Consider the following 19,973-nt stretch of genomic DNA (forward strand, 5'->3'; position numbering starts at 1 on the left):
AAGGCCCCTATCTCTAGGGACCATAACATTATAGATTTAATATTTACTTTTAGAGAAGTGGTCCAATTGCATCTACACAGCTATCAGTTCTTCTAAACTGGCCAGGCACGATTCTATCTGGAACTATCCCCTCTCTTCTTCGTTGACCTGCCTCTGCGGCCTCTATTCTAAACTGATGAGTCATAGTATTAAGCTCATCAACAGCGCTAGGCTCCCAAACTCTCCCATCAGATCCAATAGGTACTTCTCTTGGTCTGACTGCTTCACCCCAACCGACTTGTTTTGGGTGAACTTTCATCTTTAGATCAAATGGCTCAAAGAAAATAGATCTAGTGGCTAGATCAGTCTCAGATAGCCCCTCAGCAACAACAGGTTTAAAGTCATCTACTTCCAATCCTAGTTGAGCACAAAGCTTCTCAAGGTCACTGTAGGCCTTGTCAGGAGTAGCTAAATAGTCAGTATGAGAAGTATTTTGTACTTTTCCTGCCAACTCATCATCTTCATTCAATGCTTTAGATAACATTGCCTTTACAAGCCTAATTTGAAGCGCAGACTCCGCCGTATCCCTTGGAGCATTAAACATTCTAAATTCGGCCTTTCTAATTCTTGGATCAACTCTAAATTGTCTTCTCCAAGGCACAACTGGGTTTGCAATATCAAAATCACCAGTAATAAACTCTTCAGGAATTACATCTTGAAAATATGCAGACATATCTAACTGTAAGTATCTAGACTTTCGCCCATAACGAGTATTGAAGTACTCTTCATTGTAGAGAAGTTTCTTTAAATCATCTTCACTACCATTGAAGTTCTTTAACTCATTTTTAAGAGTATCTGAAATTGCAATAGGCTCTGAAGTCTTCACTCTGTTCACATGTTGAAACATGAGAGACATGATTGATCTATTCTCGTGGAATATAGTTAAAAATCTTGCGAGCTCTTTTGGTTTTCCTTCAAAAGCGGCTAAGTCAATATTTACATGTCCTCCACCAGACAATAGGTTTGGTAAGATATTATTCTTTTCAAAAGCTTCATATACTGCAGAAATATCTTCAACTTGAGGAGTAAATTTTGGTGTCACAAGCTCAATAGATCCGCCACGAGCAGAACCATCAATGACATCTCCATTTGGAGTATATGTACGACCTATACCATCCCATTCAACAATCCACTTTCTATTTTTTGGATCGCGAATTTCATACGATAGCTCAAGACCGTGACCATGTCCCCCACCGTCTTCAATCTTTGTTGCAACTCCGTCACCACCAAGTGATCTATGTAGATCTTCTGCAACATTTTTAATTACAGCTTCTCTCTCTCTTTCTGTAAGGTCACCATAAGTTTGAATCCATGCACGTTTATTATCTGCCATTCTCTCTGTTGAGAATTCCGCGTTGACCATCATCGGCATTTTACCTGAGTACTCTATCCCCAGATCGATGTCATTCACATCAACAATATTTGATACGAATCTTCTACCATCTTCTGGAAGGCGAAACTCTAGAAGATCTTGTGCCATATTAAGGCCACGCTTAGGCTGTAAATACCTTCTGAATTCATCAGAGAGTCTAGTCATCTTTGTCCAAGATTTAAGTAGGTTTCTTACCTCAGACTCAATTTGTGGAGATTCAGGGTTTAGCTCTGCAACTTGCTCAAAGAATTCTTTAGAAAGAGAATTAATAATTGCTCTCTTATTTTCTTTTATTATTGGATTATTTGCGTCAGTCCAATCCCAAAGAGGTAAAGTAAATTCATACTTGAGACTACCAGCTTGAATATTTGCAAGTGCTTTTTCAGCGGTCTCTTCAGAGATACTATGTCTTGAAGCTAGAGTGGATGCACTAGGCACTCTACCATTCCAAAGGCTCCAGTCTCCAATGTTACTTAGCCCACTAAAGTCATTTGAAGAAACTCTTGCAGCTAAGACAGTTTGATAAAACCTTGCTAGCTTTATATCTTTAGTCCCTGCACGAAATTCAACGCCGTGAGTTCCCTCTTTCCATCTAGCACCTTCTAATCTAATTACTCCTCTAGCGGTTCTTAGACTTTCTAAATCACTATCACTTTGAACGCCTTTATAGTTTGCCTTTTCAATTCCAGTTCCCCCTTTAATTCCATCAATAATGATGAGGGCCTGAATACCACGATAAAGTTCGGCGAGCTTAGCTTCAGGTAATTCTGGATGAGCATGAAAGACCATACGTTGATGTCCAGGAGACTGAAAGATTTGTCCTGCATTCTTAAGAGACTTTCTAAACCACGCAACCATCTCTTCAAATTCTGCGTAACTATTTTGAGGAGTAAAGCCTAGCTCCCATCCTCCGCCTCTTCCACCGTGGTGGGCATGAGAGTCTTCGATATACTTTTGAGGTAGACCAAAGTTTGGAGTATATAATCTATAGTTTTGTGGAAAACTTGTCCCTTCAAGACCTGGTAACTTGGCCTTAAAGAGTTTCATTCTAATAGATGGCTTTATAAATGACATAGGTCTGTCTTCTGTCATCTCCATAAATTTAGAAAACTTTGCGTCGAGAACACTTAGTTCTGCTGTACTATAGTCAATTCCTTTAAATTGATCTAAGTCTATAACTTTAGAAACTCCATCGACATCTTTAACATCACTTGCAAGGTCAACTTTTACTCCCTCATCTGTTAGATAAGTTCTATAACCATTTGCATTTTTGATGTAATTACTTAAGAAATTAGAAATAAATTCCTTTCGTTTTTCGTCTGGTAAACTTTCAATATATCTGGAGAACTCTCCTCCATTTGGTCCTAATATTCTTGTAATTAAACCAGATGAAGCTTCTTTTTCAGCACCAAAAGTGACACCTGCATCGAAGCCATCAATATTCTCACCACCAACCTGAACGGCATTGGCCCTATATTGAGTTGCACCCTGCTGAAGAAGTCCCCACATGTCATAAGCAGATTTTGGAGAACTACTTTCGTCTGCAATATACCTTGGACCATTACTTACTCCAGAGCAATTATATAGCAATGACATCATTGCTAAATTTGCTGGGAGTTGCTTCCATATAATTTTATTTTTTTTATTATTTTTCATATATCTATCCTTAAATTAATCTTCTATTGAAAAAAACAATTCTTATTTTTTAGAATTTGAACACGATCCTGTAATTCAGGACTATCCTTTGCTCGTTTCTCAAGGATTTCAAAAAAGGTTTCTTTTTTACTGACTTTACCTTTTGATACTGTTGCAACTTCTTTTAAAAGCTTTGTCCATCCAACAACTTCACTGTCAGATATATCTTCACTAAAAAGCCTCCATAACTTGTGAGGGTTTTTCTTATTAAAAATATTTACTTTTCCAGACTTATTTTTAGAAACAGCTTCTATTGATTTAATTAAATCTTTTTGATCAGACGTACCAATTTCTTTTAGACCTAAAAATAAACCGAGGGCCTTCTCATCTTCTGGTAACACTAAGTCACCAGCTCTAGATAGATCTCCTATCTTGAACTTGTTGAGTCGAACATTTATAAAGTTAGTTAAACTTCTTGGCTCAGAAGGAAGCATCTTAGAAAGAACTTGTTTAGATCTCGAGTTACTTAAAATCTCTAATGTAAACTCAAAACCTCTAGAGCTTAAAGTCTCACTAACACAGGCCGTACACGCAAGAACTGCCGAACTATTTCGTCCGTGCCTATTTGCGAGATAAATTAAAGAGTTTATGGCCTTAACAAGGTCGGCTTCAGAAATACTGTTATCAGGCTTTGATAGAAGGTCTAAGAGATAGGCCTTATATCTCTTATCTTTATTAGTTTTTGCATTTATATTTTTAATAATTTTCTTTAGTTGATTAGCCGAAGGTCTGGTGCCATCGATTCCGTAAAGAGCTCTTATAGAGTTATTTACATAGCTATTAATTTCAGTTGCGCTATTACCTCTAATTCCAAACTTTGTTAAAGAGTTTGATAGACCCACTTCATTTACTAAAATATCACCTAACTTAACTAATCCGCCAAAGACTTGTTTCTGTTCTTTATTTGTATCAGAGTTATATTTATTAGTAATATCATTCGCGAAAGGCTGAGCTTGCATTAAAGCACCCAGACAAAAAACGCCTATTACCTTTTGAAACTTTATATCCCATCGTTTCATTAAATCCCCTTCTTTGGTCTCTCACTACCAAATATATTTTAGTGAATGTAGTATCTATTCCTACGTCTATACGGATGACCGAGCTTTTTACTTTAGTTATTATATTTTTAATTAGCCTAAACTACTGATATCTCGTATTGAGCAACTCACTGCATAGGGACAACTATCTTCTAAGATCCTAATATTTCTAACCACACAAAAGGAGTAAGATTTGTCTAAAGTATTAATATTGTTTTTATTCTCTATACCTCTACTGGCGTCTAATTATCATGACTCGCGATTAGTTACTGGGGCAAAATACCCAAATACAAAGAGTGAAGGAATAACTCCCGTTTATACTGAGGCAATAGCTCCAAATAACATCTCATATGAGGGTGGCTATAACGACCTATTAAAACACGTCCTACCTGCTCCAGATCAAGAGAATGCAGGAAGCTGTTTATTTATGAGTAGCACTGGAACTGTTGAGTGGTGGTACTCAAAACTTAATCCACAAATTACTAATATTCAGGACAAGGATCTTTCTGAGAGATACTTTATGAACCTCTCAAAAGAAGGTCTTGATGACGACTTAGAGTATTGGCCAACCGATATGATCTACGCTCTTAATAAGAGAGGAAAAATCTATAGAAATGAAGACTATAGATACACGAAAGGCTGGTATAAGAGAGTAGATGGAAAGAGAGTTCCTGCAATTCCAAATGAAGAGAGAGCTTTCTACAGTATTTCATATAGCTGGATTAGTTTATATGATGACTTAATAGCACCGATGGTGAAACTTCCTAAATTCGAAAGAGAAGTTATATTTAAAGACCCATCTGAAAATAGATGGAATGTTACAACTGCTCCAAAAGATATCGTACAAAGAATAAAAGATATGATCAAAAAGCGAAATGCACCAGTTCTTGCAATCTATAATCACGTAGGCTACTGGCATGCAAATATGATAGTTGGCTTCAACGACACAGCAAGTACAGAAGGATGTCCTTTTGTAGGAACTTACGATCAACGAATGAACTCAAGAGCAGATGAGATTGTAGAAGAAGCAAACGTTGCGAAGACGGAAAAAGAAAAAAATAAACTATTAAGAAAAGCAAAGAACTTCAGAAGAAGAGGAAAGCAAGTAAGTGATTCTCTCGCAGAAAGTGGTGGATGTAGAGACAAGGGCGTTTTCTACGTAAGAGACTCAATCTACTCAGACCCTTCTATGCCTCTGTATGACTACGACCTAAACAATACAGGTGAAGAAACTCACTTAAATGCTCCTGTGATACTAAGAGAGTATGAGTGGGCCGAGCATTTAATCAATCATGCTTACCAGATTTATCCTGTTCTATAATTATCAGAGGGGATCATCTCCCCTCTCCATACATTGAATAACATATGAATGAAATTAAAAATAAATTAAATAAAAACCTAAAACATAAAAGAAAGTGGGCCAAGAGAAATAATCTAGAGTCATATAGACTCTATGACAAAGAGATACCTCAGTATCCCTATCTTATTGATGTCTACAAAGAAAAAGTTTTAGTCTACGACAGACGCATTGAAAAAATCGATGCTGATAAACCGGAAAACTACGATCAGATGATCGAAGCACTTACAGAGCTGTTCAATATCAGTTCTGAAAAAATCATCATCAAAAAAAGAATCATTCAAACAAAAGAACAAAAATATGAAAAGCTTGATTCAACAAAGAATAGGTTCTTAGTACAGGAAGGACCTGCCAAGGCCTTAGTAAATCTCCACGATTATCTAGACACTGGATTATTTCTTGACCATAGACCAATGCGTTTAAAAATGGAAAAGTTAGCGGCCAATAAGAAAATGTTAAATCTATTTTCATACACCAGTATGGTTTCGGTACATGCTGCTATTGCGGGGGCCAAGACAACAAACGTTGATATGTCTAACACCTATCTTCAATGGAGTAAGGATAACTTTCAGGCCAATGATTTAAATTTATCAGAACATTCTTTTATAAGATCTGATGTCTTTACATATCTAAAAGAGCTCAAAGACGATAAGTTCGATTTAATTTTTCTAGATCCACCAACATTTAGTAATTCAAAAAAAATGGATAACACTTTAGATATTGAAAGAGATCAAAAAGAGCTTATTTCTGGATGTATGAACGCTCTTGTAGATGATGGATTACTTATATTTTCAAATAACAAACGTGGCTTTAAATTAGATCAAGAAATTTCAGAGCTATATAACGTAAAAGATATTACTCCCTCAACTATTCCAGAAGACTTTAAAGATAATAAAATTCACGTATGCTTTGAGATTAGAAAAAAATAGCTCAGATTATTAACTGAGCTACTAGAGATAACTCTATAAAAGTTTATTTAAAAACTTTAAGGCATTTCTAGGACTATTCACCCCAAACCAAACCCCTCCATAATCGATTAAATTTAATAAACGAATACTAAAGGCCGGACTATTTTTTTCACTTTTTGTAAGTAAAGGAACATATAGGGCATTATTTGAGACTTTATGACTATCATCTGTATGGACAAGAATAATATTCATAAGCTCTTCATCAACTGATGATGAACGTTTAATCTCTATTCCTAGTGTAAGAGCGTAGTCTGCAAGAAGAGAGTATTCTTGGTTAGCGTACTCATGATTTTCAATATCTGGACTTAGAACAATATTTACAACTCTAGATTTTTTAGAATCAACTTCATCTAAGAGAGAAGATAAAGATGAGATAGACTTTGGTGACAAGGCCCCTACAGGTACTTCAAATGGCATTTGAATAATAGAGAGAAATGCATCTAGCCCACCAAAACAATTGGGCACGGGAATACCAAAGACAGGCTTCTCAGTATGTGCAGCACAAAATCCAGGAAGTGCTGCTCCCAGCCCCGCCCCAGCTAATACGAAGTCAAAGTCATCTTCTTTTAAGAGTTCTAAAATTTTGCTGGAGTCACGATGAACAGAGAGGACCTTGAAATTAACCTTAAAGTTAGGTTTTAAATATTCTAGAATATCAGTATATATATATTCATCACTTTCACTACCAAATAAAACAAGCACACTTCTCATGGATTACTCCTGAAATTCTAATGAGATAGTCTATAATACACCATAAATAACAATTAAAAATATAGAAAAACAGCTAAGTCCTTAATTACTTATAGCTGTAAAATAAATATAATCAGTATAACTACCTGATAGCTTACCAGATGTGTTTAATAGAGTTATATCCACCTCAATAACTTGGCCATTCTGGCTTGCAGAGTTGGATGAGTATATTTGCTTGGGAGAGCTCTTAGAGCCAACTAGGCTCATATCAGAGCCATTTACACCAAAGTTGTAGCCAACCTTATAGTTTGATTGGTCATTGTGTGCCAGGCTACCGTCATACTCACTAGAGACGTTAATTCTATAGCCCGTATTAGATTTAACAATCAAATCAAAACTTCTAACTTTACCAGCGCTCATAGTTCCAAAATCGAGAGAGTAAGATGTTTGATTTTCATCGTATTGTCCCCCTCGTCCTACAAGAGAAATATTAATATCTGACTGGACATTTAAATTTGTGGTTAAATTTCTAGAGCCTCCCCCACTATTATTCCCTCTTGGGTAAACTTGAATTTGAGTAGTGTCAGTATAAAGCCCATTCTGCAATACTGTAGAGTTTCCCCAATAAGGTAGACGTACATAAACAGTAAGCTTTGTGTACCAAGAGTTCATTTGAAAACGAATTCTTTGACTATTATTTTGAGCATCATTCAAACTGCGCAGAGCTGTAGATGTGGAGTCGTCTTTATATATATTATAGTTTAAAGTATTTGCTCCATTATATAGCTTTCGTGAATATGAGTTTGCACTACCTGAGGTTATACCTAAGTCGTAATTCTTACACTGATTAGAAGTTGAGAAGCGATATATGTGAATATCCAGAGCAACACTTTGATCGACATTAACTTGAGAGAAATCAACATTTCCTGCACTAATATAGACAGGACAATTAGCACCAAAAATACTTGAAGAAAAGAATATGAAAAAGAGTATTAAAATTCTCATTTTTTAACCTTAGTTAAATGAATGTTGCCAATATCAATGAATCCAAGAGAACCCTCAGGTAAGTTAAAACTTCCTAAGTATATCTCATCTTTAACATTAAGTTTTACTGAATAAGTCCCCGATTCTAGTCCCTCAATAAGGATTCTCCCCTTACGATTAGTGAAGCTACCATAAACAACTTCCCCTTTATTATTTAAAATATCAAAGGTTAAAAGTTTAACGGGTATTGAATCAGGAAGAGTCAGGCTACCAAATACAGACATAGCGCCTTTAGATTTTAAAGCAATATGAGAACCTGATTTATAAGTAGGTAATAGTGCAAAGTCAGAAACATCAATAGATAAACCATCTCTAAGAAGTGCTCCATCTGCACTTACTTTGTAATAACGATATGGTTGTATCTTAGATAATAAAATATTATCAAATAGAGAACTATCTGCGACCTGTTCACCACTGCTATTGATAAGAATTGTTTCATCTTCTAAGTTTTCGTCACGAGAGAGAATAGCAAAAGAATCTGAAATAGGTTTCCCAAAGCTAAATCTATTATCTGCATAGGCCACAGCAGTTCCAAACTTAAAGCTTCCTTCATAAGAATTCCACCCATCAGAATTTCCTATAGATTTTTCTTGGGAGTGCCTTAGACCCAATTCAAATCTCTCATGATCATAACGTGAATCAAACTCTAAGGACTTTTGTTGATCTGAATTTCGAGCTGTAAATTGGTACGATAGTGAATCATCACTTTGAGTCTTTATTTTCTGAAGAGATGCCTGAGATGTTTTACTTAATGAATTGTAACTACCGTAAAGGTTATGCCCGCGCTCAGGTAGGAACCAACTAAAGTATGCTGAAATCTCAAAACTATTACTACCGTTAGTTAAAGTTCGATAAGTTGAAACGGTATTTATATTGAATCTTCTCTTAAATGTTTTCCCCAAACTTCCAGTCAGGGCCCAAGTATTACTTCTGCCCTGGTTATGGTCGAACTGACCACCAATTCTATAACTGTATCCATAGATATTTTTATTAAAGGCATAGCTTAAAATATTTTTGCTGTATCCAAGAGAATTGACTTGGTCTATTAGTAAGAATTTACTATTTCTGTGCTCAATACCAAAAAGGTGGCCTGAAGCAGCAACGCCTATAAATCGCTGATCCAAAAAGAAGTACTCACCTTTTAAAGAAAATCCAAGACCACTTCTTGAGTTCACACTAGATTGCTGTGTTTTGATTTGACCAAACTTTGTAGACAGAACTTGGTCAGCCCCCAAAAGCTGTGCTTCATTATCTGCTTGAAAGAAAGCTCCCAAGGTAAGATTATCGGTCATCCCTCTTCTATAGTAACCAGTATAAATATATTCGCTGTCTATGTATTCTCTTTCTTCATTAATGATTTGACTCTTTTTCCCTACTCCATAATAAAAATCAGAAAGTCCTACTTTTAATAAATCTTGGCTGAAAGCGGCCGGAATAACGATTTCATCTACTCTTCCTAAGTCGGTCTCAATGACTAGTTTAATTTCGTTAAGACCTTGAATAAGAGGGAGATCTTCTAACTTATGAGTCCCAGCTTTTAGCTTTAAAACATTAATTAATGTTCCGTTAACAAAAACTCTAACCGTTGAAGACTCTCTTAGATCAAACTCAGCCTTCCCTCTAGGAACTGTTGTATCATAGGGTCTTAATGAAAAATCTTTTCCATAACTAACCCCTAAAATACTGATACCTGATAAATAGTCAGTCGATGGAGTTGTGCTATCACCTATAGATAACCTAGTAGTTCTTTTTTGAAAGTCATAAAGAAGCCTAGTGTTGTTACGAATAAAGTCACTATCTTTATATGTATGAGAAGACTCTAAAACAAAACCTTTAAAGTTTACATTTGGAAGAACATCTAACTCTCCAGAGTTATCTCTTTTCATATTGTGAAAGTAAGGACGATAATAATAAAGATTAGAGTAAAAAGAGAATTTACTAGGCTCAGTAACTTCGCTTACCCACTGGGGCCTATACTCAAAGTCAAAGCTAGTCGTTTTCTCTTTAATAATCTCAGGTTTTAGATAAACTTCAATATAAAACTTCTCTTCATTTAAAACAAGCTCAACACCTAAATCTTTTAGAGCATTCAAAGTCATCTCAGAGTCAGTAAATATAACTTCTTCTCGAACAAATTCAGAAAATATTTTTTTTGAATTTAAAATTGATACAGGCTTATTAGATGTAAATTTAACAGGGGCCTCACCAACTTCATTATTATTTAATATAAATGAAGTAGGCACCCATCGTGATTTTGATTTAAATAGCTTAGAAAATATTTCAGATTCAGTTTGAGCACTAGAGTAACTAGCAAAACAAAATAAAGAAATAATTAAGAAGAATTTAATCATCATTCACAAATTCAATCTTATATGGTTTTTGTACGTTGATGCCCTTAGGTGGTACGAATGAAAAATACCTCTTAGTTTGAGCGAGAATATTCTCTCCACGTATACCTTCAAGGTTATCAACTTGAAAGGTTTGACCTTCCTGAATAACTTTCAGACTTGGCTTAAGTAAAACTTGGTGAACATTTCCGCTGTTTTCTAAATAAAAGACAATTCTCGATAGATCCTTTTTAGTCTTTGCACTTATAACAGATAAGTTTGACTTACCATCTTTAGGAGCGACGTATAAGGCCGCAACATAACGGAGAAGGATTTTTATATCTGTTTTACTATTTTTCTTTTTAGTTACATCAATTGGGAGTTGCTCTGCAATTAAACGGAAAGATTTTTCAACTTTATCAATATTGCCTTTAAGCCATCTCACTTTGATTACACGTTTCTTTTTTGGACCTAATACAAGTTGGTCTGGAAAGATTAAAAAATCATCTGTTTCAGGTTGAACTTCACTTCCATCAGAATTCATATTTCTTTGTCTCATTTCTAATTGAATAGCAATTGGATCATCAGAATCATTAAAAACGGTGAATAGAGCTGTCTTAGTCTTGTTAGATGCTTCGATTGTATAACTCATTGGCATGAGCTTAAAAGCGCTGGCATTGGACAGTATTAAAAATAGAAATAATATAGTTAGTTTTTTCACTTTATAATGATAGCTCGTGAAATAAGAAGACTCAATAATAATTAATACAAGGGCCTATAAAAAGGCCCTTATTTTTTTTTAGTTTGCTTGGATTGTGAAAGTAACAGTATCCGAGTAAGTACCTTGAGTAAGGCTTGCTGCAGATTGACCAGTGTAAGAAATTTCAACGTCACTAGCATAGCTATATACACCACCAGTTGATTCGTTTTTAACTTCAGTATCTGACTGAGCTAGAGTAACTGCAGTTCCATCATATTTCATTGTGTAAGACACTTCATCAAGTGAACCGTTTTTAAGTAGCCCACCATTTGCTGTTCTAACTAAGATTTTATATCCAGTATTTGAGTTTGTTTCTTCAGAAACTTCTGCAACTTTTAGATCAGTTTCAGTTGAAGTTAAATCTAGACTATTATTAACGCCACTCTCAGGAGTAACTGAAAGAGAAAGAACTTGATCAATTGTTCCTTGAAGAAGAAGAGTCCCTTGAGTTGCTGCAAACGAGCTGGCTGACATTAGAGTTAAAGTTGACGCAATAAATAATTTTTTCATAATTCTCCCATATAGAATAGTTATTTATAGTATATACAAACTATATGCCAAAAACAGGGAGGCATTTTTTGTACCTTTTGGTGTCAAAATGGATGAAAAGGTATCAAAATGTACAATGACTAGGGACTAGTTGATTTTTTAATTAGCTGCTATTTCTAGAACTTTATAGGAAGAATCACTAGAACTAGATGATTCAATATTTTTAGATTTAAAAAAGTAAGGTCTGATATTTTTCTTGTAGGGAGCATTAGAAATGATTCTTACGTTATTATTTTCATCAATTCGGTAATCTATATTTACACCAATTTTAGAAGATAATTGAAGAGAGCCCGTTGTAGAGGCCACTGAGAATACAGAGTAAAAGAATAAAGAATATATAGAAATCAGTTTTTTCACGAAATACTCCTAAGAGCATTATCGGTCAAAAAGAGCATTACTTGATCGTTAAAATCAAGTAATGCGTATAATCAATTAGTTAGCTTGGATCGTAAAAGTGACAGTATCTGAGTAAGTGCCTTGAGTTAATGCCGCAGCTGAGCCACTTCCAGTTAATGTAATGTCTACGTCACTATCATGACTGTAAACACCACCCGTAGAAACAGATTTAACTTCAACATTATTAGTAGATAAGCTTGATACAGCGTCACCATCGTAAGTAAGGGAGTAAGCAACAGAATCAAGTTCTCCATTTTTTAATAGCCCTGCATTTTGTGTTTTTAAAAATATTTTATAACCAGTATTAGAGTTTGATTGTTCAGAAACCGCAGCAACTTTAGTCGCTGACTCTCCTGCGACTAAGTCTAAGCTGTCATTTACACCTGTCTCAGCAGACACTGTTAACGAAAGAACCTGATCGATTTCCCCTTGAAGTAATAATGTGCCCTGTGTGGCGGCGAAAGATGGAACAGATAGTAAGGCCAAAGTTGTTGAAGCTAGTAATATTTTTTTCATTGCAAGTTCTCCTGTATATATATTAGCAGTTATAAATTCTCACTTATCTATTATCAAATAATATGCCAAGAACTTGAATGTAATTATAGGAACTTGAATAGAGAATCTCGAGAAGAGTGTATAATAATTAGACAGAAGTATTACTAGTTATCAGATAATTGAACACTACCTCCTCTACTGGATAAAGCTAGATAGTCCGTAATCACCTAGAACTGGAATATCTAAAAGAGTTAACTCACTCTTTAGCCAACCTACTCCATTAACGCTTGGGTGATACCAAAGGTAACCTTTCCACTTACCATTATCTGGAAGAATCTGGATTTTATAAGAGTCATAATAGCTCCCAATACTCTCTCTTTTAATGAACTTAACAGTGGCCTTTTTCACCTTTAGACTGCCAATTGATTGAAGATAGTCATAACCTTCTTTTTCAGAAAAAGTTGTAGGTAAGCTTTGTTTAACACTCCCTTTTAACTTGTTACTACCTATTGGAATGTATATTTTCTTTTTAATTTTATAACTAATATGCGCGACGAAAGAATCACTATTGGCCTCCAAGGCCTCAATCTTAATCTCACCACCTTTATGGTGCTTTCCCTTAGCGATATTATGAAAAATAACATCTCCATAAGAATGTAGAGAAAGTGTAAAAAGGATTGAAAATAATATTGATTTCAAAGGAAGCTCCATAAGATGGGTCATGGTTATGTAACATGACCCATATAAAGAAAAGATTAGTTGCAGTAGTTCATGTCTCTAAAGTATTGACCGCAAACGTAGCTTGCATTACGACAATCACTTAAACGAGATGATCTATATGATCTATAACCACAAGTACGCACAGCTTGAGTCTCAACTAGGACATCAAAAGATCCAGTCTCTACAGTACTACCATCATTAGTTAGCTTATAGTCGATAGTATTTTCTCCGGCCTTAAGTAAAGGTCTTTGAGTAAGAGTCCAAATCCAAAGATTAAAATTCTCTCTACTCTCGTTACCTTTGATTTTTGAAGACTTTGTCTTAGTTTTTCCACTAGTGTTTGTGTAAGTTAAAGTAACTTTGTCAGCTTCAATACCAGAGTCATATGTGAACTTAGATCTGATTGAAGGTGTTAAGTAACTGTCAGAGCAGTTCACGTATACAGAAGCTCTCTCGCCTCTTTCGTAACAAGTAAGATGAATCTGACCTCTAAGTCTATGGTTCTCAAGACGGTCTCCTACTTTTAGGCCTGTTTGTGCTTGTGCTGAAAATGAAAGAAGTAATAGAGCTACCGTGCTCAGTAGTGACTTCATGAAGATCTCCTTATTTAAAGTTATAAATATGTTAGATTGATTTTTTTCAAAGTACAAACGATGATAGAAATGGTAAGATACTTAGATGAAAAAAATATTTATCATCTTATCTTTTATATTATCTCTTGATAGCTTAGCGTTAAATTGTAACAACGCTACACGTAAAGTCATTTTTGACGAAGATACTAAGGGAATTGTCTTAATTGTACATGGATTAAATTTAAGTCCAGAGAAGATGGAGACTCTAGGAAATTACTATAAGTCACAAAGTCTATCACCTCTATATGTAAAACTCACAGGACACACAGAGAACTCGAAATGGGACCAGGTAAATAAAGATAGATGGATAAAAGACTTCTATCTACCATTGTGCCAAGCTTATTTAAATTCTAAAGAATTAAAAGTGCCAATGTATGCTCTTGGATATTCTTTAGGCGCTGTAGTCATTCAAAATTCAATAGAAAAGTTCAACGCTCCATTCAAGAGTGTTACCTATATTGCTCCAGCATTCAAAACTAGATGGTACACATCCTTTATAAACATATTATTTAAAGTTGGTTTTGAATTTAGTCTTCCAAGTGGAAACTTTGTAGAATATAGGGCAAAACCAAATACCGGACTCAAGGCCTATAAGGCCATGTATGAAATAGAGAAACAATTAGAATATAAAGACTCTATATCAAAGCTCATTCTTATGGATAAGAGAGATGAGCTGATAGACTTTTATTCAACGCAAACATTATGTGAAAACTCGAAGAATTGTAAATTTGTAGAAATAAGCTCACGGCCCACAAGAAATGAAAAGTCCATCTACCACTTGGCCATAGATCCAGCGACTTTAGGTCAAAAAGCATGGAAAAAACTGACAAGTAAGATAGGCTTAAGCCTCTAATAGAGAAGCTTTACAACTACTTAGAATGTCAGAAGATATTATTTTTCCTTATTTGTTTTTTAAACAAAAATTATGATAAAATTAGAGAGTAATGGATCTCCAAGGAGTTTAAACCATGCGAACCTTGCTCTTAGATAGTACCTTTTTCCCGGTGCGAATCATTAACTGGCAGAAGGCCATGATTCTATTGCTCACCGGTCGGGCCGAAGTCGTCACTGAATACGACGACAAGCTAATTCGGTCCACAACACAAAGCTTCAGCCTGCCCAAAATCTTACGCCTCTTTAACCGACACAACACCCAAAGACATGTTAAATTCACTCGATTAAATGTCTACTTAAGGGATAACTACACATGCCAGTACTGCACCAAACCTTTTGCTTTTAAGGAATTAACTTTTGATCATGTAATCCCAATCAGTAAAGGTGGAAAAACAAATTGGAAGAATATAGTAACCTGTTGTAAAAAATGTAATACAAAGAAAGCCGCCCAAACATTGAAAGAATCAGGTCTTAAATTAATGAATAAGCCTAAGAGGCCAAGTTGGTCTGCAACAATGTGTCTAAAGATTAAGGAAAATGATCCCAGTGAATGGTTTCAATGGTGCCCAGGGTAGGCCTTCTTCATAGACTAATACTATAATAATAAGTTATATTTCCCCATAGCTTAGGGGGAATGTTAAATTTGAAATACCTATTTTTATTATCTATTTTATTTTTAGTTGCATGTACAAGCAACCACTCTGTTCAGACATTGAAAAGTAAGAACTTCAATGGTGATGTCTTTCAATATAAGTCTAAAAATATCGATAAATCGTTCACTGATTTACTTAAGTGGAAATTCTTTGGAAAAAGTACTCCCTGGCCTAAATCTATTCCAGTAAAACAAGTTAAAATAGATAAGAAAAGAGTTTCTAATGAAACACATATCACATTCATTAACCATTCAACTTTTCTAATACAAAACAAAAATATCAACATCCTCACTGACCCAATCTGGAGCGATAGAGCATCACCATTAAGCTTTATGGGTCCAAAGAGAGTTAGAAAACCTGCTGTAAAGCTAAGCGATTTGCCACCAATAGATGTAATTTTAATAGGGCACAACCACTACGACCATCTAGATATAGAGACTTTAGTAAAGTTGAATAAAACTCATTCTCCAACTTTCATTGTAGGACTAGGCGTAGAGAAGCTGTTAAATGAAAATGGAATAGAGGATGTTATTAGCTTAGACTGGCACCAGACTGTCAAAAAAGATGAGATAGTCTATAGATTTGTACCTTGCCAGCATTGGTCTGCAAGAGGCCTATTTGATAGAAATGAAACCCTATGGGGCTCTTTTATAATTGAGGCCGACAAGAGAATATATTTTGCAAGTGATACTGGATACTCCGATCACTTTCAAAAACAATACAAAGCATATGGAAAGATGGATATCTCTCTCTTACCTATTGGTGCATATGAACCAAGGTGGTTTATGAAAGAGCAGCACCTAAACCCTAGAGACAGTGTAATGGCGCACTTAGATTTGAATTCTAAGTTAACAATCGGAATGCATTTTGGAACCTTCAAATTGACTGATGAAGGAATTAATATGCCTACAGAAGAGTTGGAATCAGCACTTACTGAGTTTGGAATAAAGAAGAATGAATTCATAGCTCCATTTTTTGGACAAAAATTTAGGATTAGATAATGGAAACTGATTTTCTCACATGGACTAGAGAGCACGAAACATCAACAAAAGAACCATTTATATGGAAGAGCTTAAATAATGGTGTTCTTAAAGTATTAGGTACGGGCCTGATTGAATTTATTCCAAACACCACTTCAGCAAAGCAGGTTGTATATAGTTGTGGAATACATGGAAACGAAACAGGCCCGATTGAAATTATCAACGATATTATATCTGACATAACAAATGCTAAGCTAGAATGTGTTGAACATACACTTTTTATTATTGGTAACCCAAGGGCCATGAATCTAGAAAAGAGATTTTGCAGTGAAAACCTCAACCGTCTCTTTGCGAGAGATTTAAGTTCTAAAGAAGATAACTATGATGTCCTTAGAGCAAAAGAAATCATTGAAGTCATGGATAACTTCTTTGATGATAAAAGCAGTAAAATTCACTATGACCTACACACAGCAATAAAGCCATCAGAGTTACAAAAGTTTGCCATTTATCCATTCACTCCAGGTAGAGATATAGATATAGAACAACTAGGTTTTCTAGAAGATTCTGGCATAGACGCAGTGGTCTTTAGTAATAGTAAAGCGACAACATTCTCCTACCATTCAAGTATGAAATATGGGGCAAGCTCTTTCACACTAGAGCTTGGGAAAGTCCAGAGATTTGGCGAAAACAACAGAGAGTCTTTTAAGGATATTGAAAACACCCTAAGACAAATCCTTGAGGGTAAATATAAAAAGAATGAGAAGATCTCAAAACTAAAGCTCTTTGAAATCAATATTGAAGTTATAAAAAATGATGATTCATTTGACTTCACATTCGACAATACTCTCCCAAATTTTTCTACGTTTAAAGACGGAGAACTAATCTCTAGTGACAACACAGAAAAAATATATGCAAAAGGAAGCGAACAAAGAGTCATATTCCCAAATCCAAATGTAAAAGTTGGAGAGCGGGCGGCACTTATTATCCGACCAAAAAGATTGCCAATGTAAATCTAAGTGTTTACAATTTATTCTCACACACTAAACTTTTGGTAACAGGGACGTTATGAAAGACAATATTGAGGATATGGTAAAAGAGACCATAGAAGAAAAGCCACTAGGTGGAAAGTCACTTTCATCTATTATAAAAAGTAATACATTTGATAAACCTTCAAAAGGACTATCGAGCTTACTCTCCAATAAACTTGGTTCCCCTATATCAGAAACCAAGACTCAAATTCAACAAGTCACAACAGAATTCTACCCATCCGATATGATGATCAACAATGAGTTCTTGAGAATAGAAAGAGAGAAAAACGAGAAATTGACGGCCTCTCTCGAAAAGCTGACAGACTTACCTACACAACTTCAGACCATTCAAAGTAAACTTGAAGAGCTTACTCAATTTGAAGAGATGAATAAACTCGACCAAGATATAAATAATGAGCTCTCAAAGAATATATTCGATTCTCTAAAAGAGAAAAGATCTTACCTCTATGTCGTAATGGGAATTTGTATTGTTTTTGGACTCGTACTAGGAAAAATGTCTTTTACAGAGGAACAACCAATTGCAGTAGCCCCAACGCCTGTAATCAAAAAAGAATTAAAGAAGATAGTTAAGCTATCAAAGTTTGTGACTTTAAAATTTGTAAATATGAGAGCATCAAACTCTCCAAAGTCAGAGATCATAAAAACAATCTCCCCAAACCAAATCTTAACTAAATTAGATAAGAAAGGTGGATGGATTAATGTTGAATACACTGACCTTATAAACAATAGTACTGCCAAGGGCTGGGCCTGGTACGAAAACTTGAAAGAACTTAAGTAATTTAACAGTTTTCGTATTTGCATCACGCTTGTTAATAAATTAGAATATAGCTAATGAAGTTAATTTCTACCCTTATTTTATTTTTATTTTTACAAAACTCCCCTACTGCTCAATCAATTCTTGTTGATCCAGGGCATGGTGGTGAAGACTGTGGAGCAAAAGGTAAACTCTGGAAAGGAAAGACTTTAAAAGTAATATGTGAAAAAGACATTGCTCTATCTATCGCTAAAATTATTCATAAACGTCTCTCTAAAAATTTCTCAACCTATCTAACTAGAAGCTTGGACAGAACCGTAACTCTAGAGGAACGTGCAGAGCTTGCAGATAAAATAAAAGCAGACATCTTCATCTCAATCCATATAAATGCTTCAACATCTAAGTACTCTCATGGCCTGGAAACTTTCTATTTAGATAATCATGACAATGCAGCTGTGAAAAAAATTGAAATGGTAGAGAATAAAAATACTAAAGGTGAACAAGTGATAATCAATAAGATCTTAGCCGATTTAGTTATTGATAGAACTGCTCCTAGCTCAAGAAAGATGGCCAAGCTAGTACACAATGAAATTAGCACAAAAGTCTCAAAAAAATATAAAATTACAGACCGCGGTGTAAAACCAGCAATATTCTATGTAATGGCGCTAAGTAAAAGGCCATCGATTTTATTAGAAGTAGGATTCATCTCTAATACTAGAGAGCTTAGAAAGATGATCTCAAAGAAGTTTCAAGAAGACTATGCTAATGCCGTTTCGCTTGGAATTGAGAAATACTTCTCAAAACAAAAAGCACCTCCACTCCTATAGCATTTCTACATTTAAATTATAACAACCTGTAGAATTAGCAGGATCTGCTTGAGGTTTGCACCTTACGTGATCAGGATGACATTTTAGTCTGAGATGAAAATGTGTAAGATGATATTTAGCAGGTCTAAGCCTTCTGAGAGTTTCTTTTTCAATACTAGTTGGAGATGACCCATATAAACTACAGAATTTTTTCTTAATTGCTTGATCAACAAATATACGACCAACATCACCTCTACTTACTATAGATTTGAATAATTCCCAGTTCTTTTTAGTATCAAAGTTTTTAGAAACAACACCAGACTTTACAAAGTATTCTGCCCACTCAGGGTTATCAATATCCTGTCCCAACTTATTTGTTCTCAGATAAACAATATCAATATCGAGACCATTTTGATGAGAGCTGTGACGTGAAACCTTCCCTCCACGTACAGCAGATATATCTCCAATTTGAAACTTTTCAATTGAGGGGTTCTTTACATAGAAGCTATAAGTAAACTCGGATACAAAGTCTAACAAGTAGTCTGTAGCATAGAGCCTTTTTCTATTTCTAAAGAGTTTTTCAAAGTGACCATTATAGTCATCAATAGAAGCTGAATTATTAAGGGACCCATTGGAATAGAAGCCTATAGACTCTGAAGAAAATGAGTGTGAACAGTAAAGAAGAGATAACGTAATTATTAATTTATTAAGCATAAAAAATCCATTTTTCTTTAATTATAAAATGATTTATTACAC

20 protein-coding genes are annotated in these 19,973 nt (G+C 35.0%); 8 read left to right on the forward strand and 12 right to left on the reverse strand.

Going from position 1 to position 19,973, the window contains the following annotated elements; all coding sequences use genetic code 11:
* Positions 1 to 49: 49 nt before the first annotated feature.
* Together ABX784_RS03590 and ABX784_RS03595 are read right to left on the reverse strand one after the other, a co-directional pair.
* Positions 50 to 3,067: a hypothetical protein gene (locus ABX784_RS03590; protein ID WP_372652659.1), complete on the reverse strand. Its 3,018-nt coding sequence runs from the start codon at positions 3,065 to 3,067 to the stop codon at positions 50 to 52.
* Between the two features lie 23 nt (positions 3,068 to 3,090).
* Entirely contained in the window at positions 3,091 to 4,125 is a 1,035-nt protein-coding gene (locus tag ABX784_RS03595) for a hypothetical protein (protein ID WP_372652661.1), read from the reverse strand.
* 211 nt (positions 4,126 to 4,336) lie between these two features.
* Here ABX784_RS03595 and ABX784_RS03600 point away from each other — a divergent pair, with 211 nt between their 5' ends.
* Positions 4,337 to 5,464: a hypothetical protein gene (locus ABX784_RS03600; RefSeq protein WP_372652663.1), complete on the forward strand. Its 1,128-nt coding sequence runs from the start codon at positions 4,337 to 4,339 to the stop codon at positions 5,462 to 5,464.
* 44 nt (positions 5,465 to 5,508) lie between these two features.
* Positions 5,509 to 6,429 carry a class I SAM-dependent methyltransferase gene (locus ABX784_RS03605; protein WP_372652667.1) on the forward strand — a complete coding sequence of 307 codons (921 nt, stop codon included), beginning with the start codon at positions 5,509 to 5,511 and terminating at the stop codon, positions 6,427 to 6,429.
* 33 nt (positions 6,430 to 6,462) lie between these two features.
* On the opposite strand, the gene ABX784_RS03610 is transcribed toward ABX784_RS03605, so the two are convergent.
* From ABX784_RS03610 to ABX784_RS03650, 9 genes are all read right to left on the reverse strand, one after another.
* Positions 6,463 to 7,179: an AIR carboxylase family protein gene (locus ABX784_RS03610; RefSeq protein WP_372652669.1), complete on the reverse strand. Its 717-nt coding sequence runs from the start codon at positions 7,177 to 7,179 to the stop codon at positions 6,463 to 6,465.
* Between the two features lie 81 nt (positions 7,180 to 7,260).
* Complete coding sequence (locus ABX784_RS03615) at positions 7,261 to 8,163, reverse strand: spore coat protein U domain-containing protein (RefSeq protein WP_372652671.1); 903 nt, start codon at positions 8,161 to 8,163, stop codon at positions 7,261 to 7,263.
* Positions 8,160 to 10,556: a hypothetical protein gene (locus ABX784_RS03620; RefSeq protein WP_372652673.1), complete on the reverse strand. Its 2,397-nt coding sequence runs from the start codon at positions 10,554 to 10,556 to the stop codon at positions 8,160 to 8,162. The genes ABX784_RS03615 and ABX784_RS03620 overlap by 4 nt, the downstream gene beginning before the upstream one ends.
* Entirely contained in the window at positions 10,546 to 11,250 is a 705-nt protein-coding gene (locus ABX784_RS03625) for a molecular chaperone (RefSeq protein WP_372652676.1), read from the reverse strand. Before ABX784_RS03625 ends, ABX784_RS03620 begins: the two co-directional genes overlap by 11 nt.
* Positions 11,251 to 11,328: 78 nt before the next feature.
* Complete coding sequence (locus tag ABX784_RS03630) at positions 11,329 to 11,799, reverse strand: fimbrial protein (protein ID WP_372652678.1); 471 nt, start codon at positions 11,797 to 11,799, stop codon at positions 11,329 to 11,331.
* A 138-nt stretch (positions 11,800 to 11,937) separates the two neighbouring features.
* Positions 11,938 to 12,195 (reverse strand): hypothetical protein, encoded by a 258-nt coding sequence (locus ABX784_RS03635; RefSeq protein ID WP_372652680.1) that lies wholly within the window; start codon positions 12,193 to 12,195, stop codon positions 11,938 to 11,940.
* A 75-nt stretch (positions 12,196 to 12,270) separates the two neighbouring features.
* Entirely contained in the window at positions 12,271 to 12,750 is a 480-nt protein-coding gene (locus tag ABX784_RS03640) for a fimbrial protein (RefSeq protein ID WP_372652683.1), read from the reverse strand.
* Positions 12,751 to 12,924: 174 nt separating this feature from the next.
* Positions 12,925 to 13,428 (reverse strand): hypothetical protein, encoded by a 504-nt coding sequence (locus tag ABX784_RS03645; protein WP_372652686.1) that lies wholly within the window; start codon positions 13,426 to 13,428, stop codon positions 12,925 to 12,927.
* 56 nt (positions 13,429 to 13,484) lie between these two features.
* Positions 13,485 to 14,042 carry a hypothetical protein gene (locus ABX784_RS03650; RefSeq protein ID WP_372652687.1) on the reverse strand — a complete coding sequence of 186 codons (558 nt, stop codon included), beginning with the start codon at positions 14,040 to 14,042 and terminating at the stop codon, positions 13,485 to 13,487.
* 85 nt (positions 14,043 to 14,127) lie between these two features.
* Between ABX784_RS03650 and ABX784_RS03655 the strand changes: the two genes are divergently transcribed.
* The 6 genes from ABX784_RS03655 to ABX784_RS03680 all read left to right on the forward strand — a co-directional run bounded on the left by ABX784_RS03655 (position 14,128) and on the right by ABX784_RS03680 (position 19,238).
* The gene (locus ABX784_RS03655; RefSeq protein ID WP_372652690.1) at positions 14,128 to 14,934 is read left to right on the forward strand and encodes a serine aminopeptidase domain-containing protein; all 807 of its coding nucleotides are present in this window, start codon (positions 14,128 to 14,130) and stop codon (positions 14,932 to 14,934) included.
* 178 nt (positions 14,935 to 15,112) lie between these two features.
* A complete protein-coding gene (locus ABX784_RS03660) occupies positions 15,113 to 15,550 on the forward strand; it encodes an HNH endonuclease (protein ID WP_372652725.1) in 438 nt (145 codons plus the stop codon).
* Between the two features lie 68 nt (positions 15,551 to 15,618).
* Positions 15,619 to 16,629 (forward strand): MBL fold metallo-hydrolase, encoded by a 1,011-nt coding sequence (locus ABX784_RS03665; protein WP_372652695.1) that lies wholly within the window; start codon positions 15,619 to 15,621, stop codon positions 16,627 to 16,629.
* Complete coding sequence (locus ABX784_RS03670) at positions 16,629 to 17,618, forward strand: succinylglutamate desuccinylase (RefSeq protein ID WP_372652697.1); 990 nt, start codon at positions 16,629 to 16,631, stop codon at positions 17,616 to 17,618. The genes ABX784_RS03665 and ABX784_RS03670 overlap by 1 nt, the downstream gene beginning before the upstream one ends.
* 55 nt (positions 17,619 to 17,673) lie before the next feature.
* Positions 17,674 to 18,435, forward strand: coding sequence for an SH3 domain-containing protein (locus tag ABX784_RS03675; protein ID WP_372652699.1), 762 nt, complete (start codon positions 17,674 to 17,676; stop codon positions 18,433 to 18,435).
* 53 nt (positions 18,436 to 18,488) lie between these two features.
* Positions 18,489 to 19,238 carry an N-acetylmuramoyl-L-alanine amidase gene (locus tag ABX784_RS03680; RefSeq protein WP_372652702.1) on the forward strand — a complete coding sequence of 250 codons (750 nt, stop codon included), beginning with the start codon at positions 18,489 to 18,491 and terminating at the stop codon, positions 19,236 to 19,238.
* Here ABX784_RS03680 and ABX784_RS03685 read toward each other — a convergent pair.
* Positions 19,233 to 19,931 carry a penicillin-insensitive murein endopeptidase gene (locus ABX784_RS03685; protein ID WP_372652704.1) on the reverse strand — a complete coding sequence of 233 codons (699 nt, stop codon included), beginning with the start codon at positions 19,929 to 19,931 and terminating at the stop codon, positions 19,233 to 19,235. The genes ABX784_RS03680 and ABX784_RS03685 overlap by 6 nt on opposite strands.
* Positions 19,932 to 19,973 lie beyond the last annotated feature (42 nt).

Source organism: Halobacteriovorax sp. (genome assembly GCF_041587335.1).
Classification (GTDB): Bacteria; Bdellovibrionota; Bacteriovoracia; order Bacteriovoracales; family Bacteriovoracaceae; genus Halobacteriovorax.

Excerpts from the sequence above, each read along its gene's own strand:
- ABX784_RS03590 (WP_372652659.1), bottom strand. The coding sequence starts at position 3,067 with ATGAAAAATAATAAAAAAAATAAAATTATATGGAAGCAACTCCCAGCA.
- ABX784_RS03595 (WP_372652661.1), bottom strand. The coding sequence starts at position 4,125 with ATGAAACGATGGGATATAAAGTTTCAAAAGGTAATAGGCGTTTTTTGT.
- ABX784_RS03605 (WP_372652667.1), top strand. The coding sequence starts at position 5,509 with ATGAATGAAATTAAAAATAAATTAAATAAAAACCTAAAACATAAAAGA.
- ABX784_RS03610 (WP_372652669.1), bottom strand. The coding sequence starts at position 7,179 with ATGAGAAGTGTGCTTGTTTTATTTGGTAGTGAAAGTGATGAATATATA.
- ABX784_RS03615 (WP_372652671.1), bottom strand. The coding sequence starts at position 8,163 with ATGAGAATTTTAATACTCTTTTTCATATTCTTTTCTTCAAGTATTTTT.
- ABX784_RS03620 (WP_372652673.1), bottom strand. The coding sequence starts at position 10,556 with ATGATGATTAAATTCTTCTTAATTATTTCTTTATTTTGTTTTGCTAGT.
- ABX784_RS03630 (WP_372652678.1), bottom strand. The coding sequence starts at position 11,799 with ATGAAAAAATTATTTATTGCGTCAACTTTAACTCTAATGTCAGCCAGC.
- ABX784_RS03640 (WP_372652683.1), bottom strand. The coding sequence starts at position 12,750 with ATGAAAAAAATATTACTAGCTTCAACAACTTTGGCCTTACTATCTGTT.
- ABX784_RS03650 (WP_372652687.1), bottom strand. The coding sequence starts at position 14,042 with ATGAAGTCACTACTGAGCACGGTAGCTCTATTACTTCTTTCATTTTCA.
- ABX784_RS03655 (WP_372652690.1), top strand. The coding sequence starts at position 14,128 with ATGAAAAAAATATTTATCATCTTATCTTTTATATTATCTCTTGATAGC.
- ABX784_RS03660 (WP_372652725.1), top strand. The coding sequence starts at position 15,113 with ATGATTCTATTGCTCACCGGTCGGGCCGAAGTCGTCACTGAATACGAC.
- ABX784_RS03670 (WP_372652697.1), top strand. The coding sequence starts at position 16,629 with ATGGAAACTGATTTTCTCACATGGACTAGAGAGCACGAAACATCAACA.
- ABX784_RS03675 (WP_372652699.1), top strand. The coding sequence starts at position 17,674 with ATGAAAGACAATATTGAGGATATGGTAAAAGAGACCATAGAAGAAAAG.
- ABX784_RS03680 (WP_372652702.1), top strand. The coding sequence starts at position 18,489 with ATGAAGTTAATTTCTACCCTTATTTTATTTTTATTTTTACAAAACTCC.
- ABX784_RS03685 (WP_372652704.1), bottom strand. The coding sequence starts at position 19,931 with ATGCTTAATAAATTAATAATTACGTTATCTCTTCTTTACTGTTCACAC.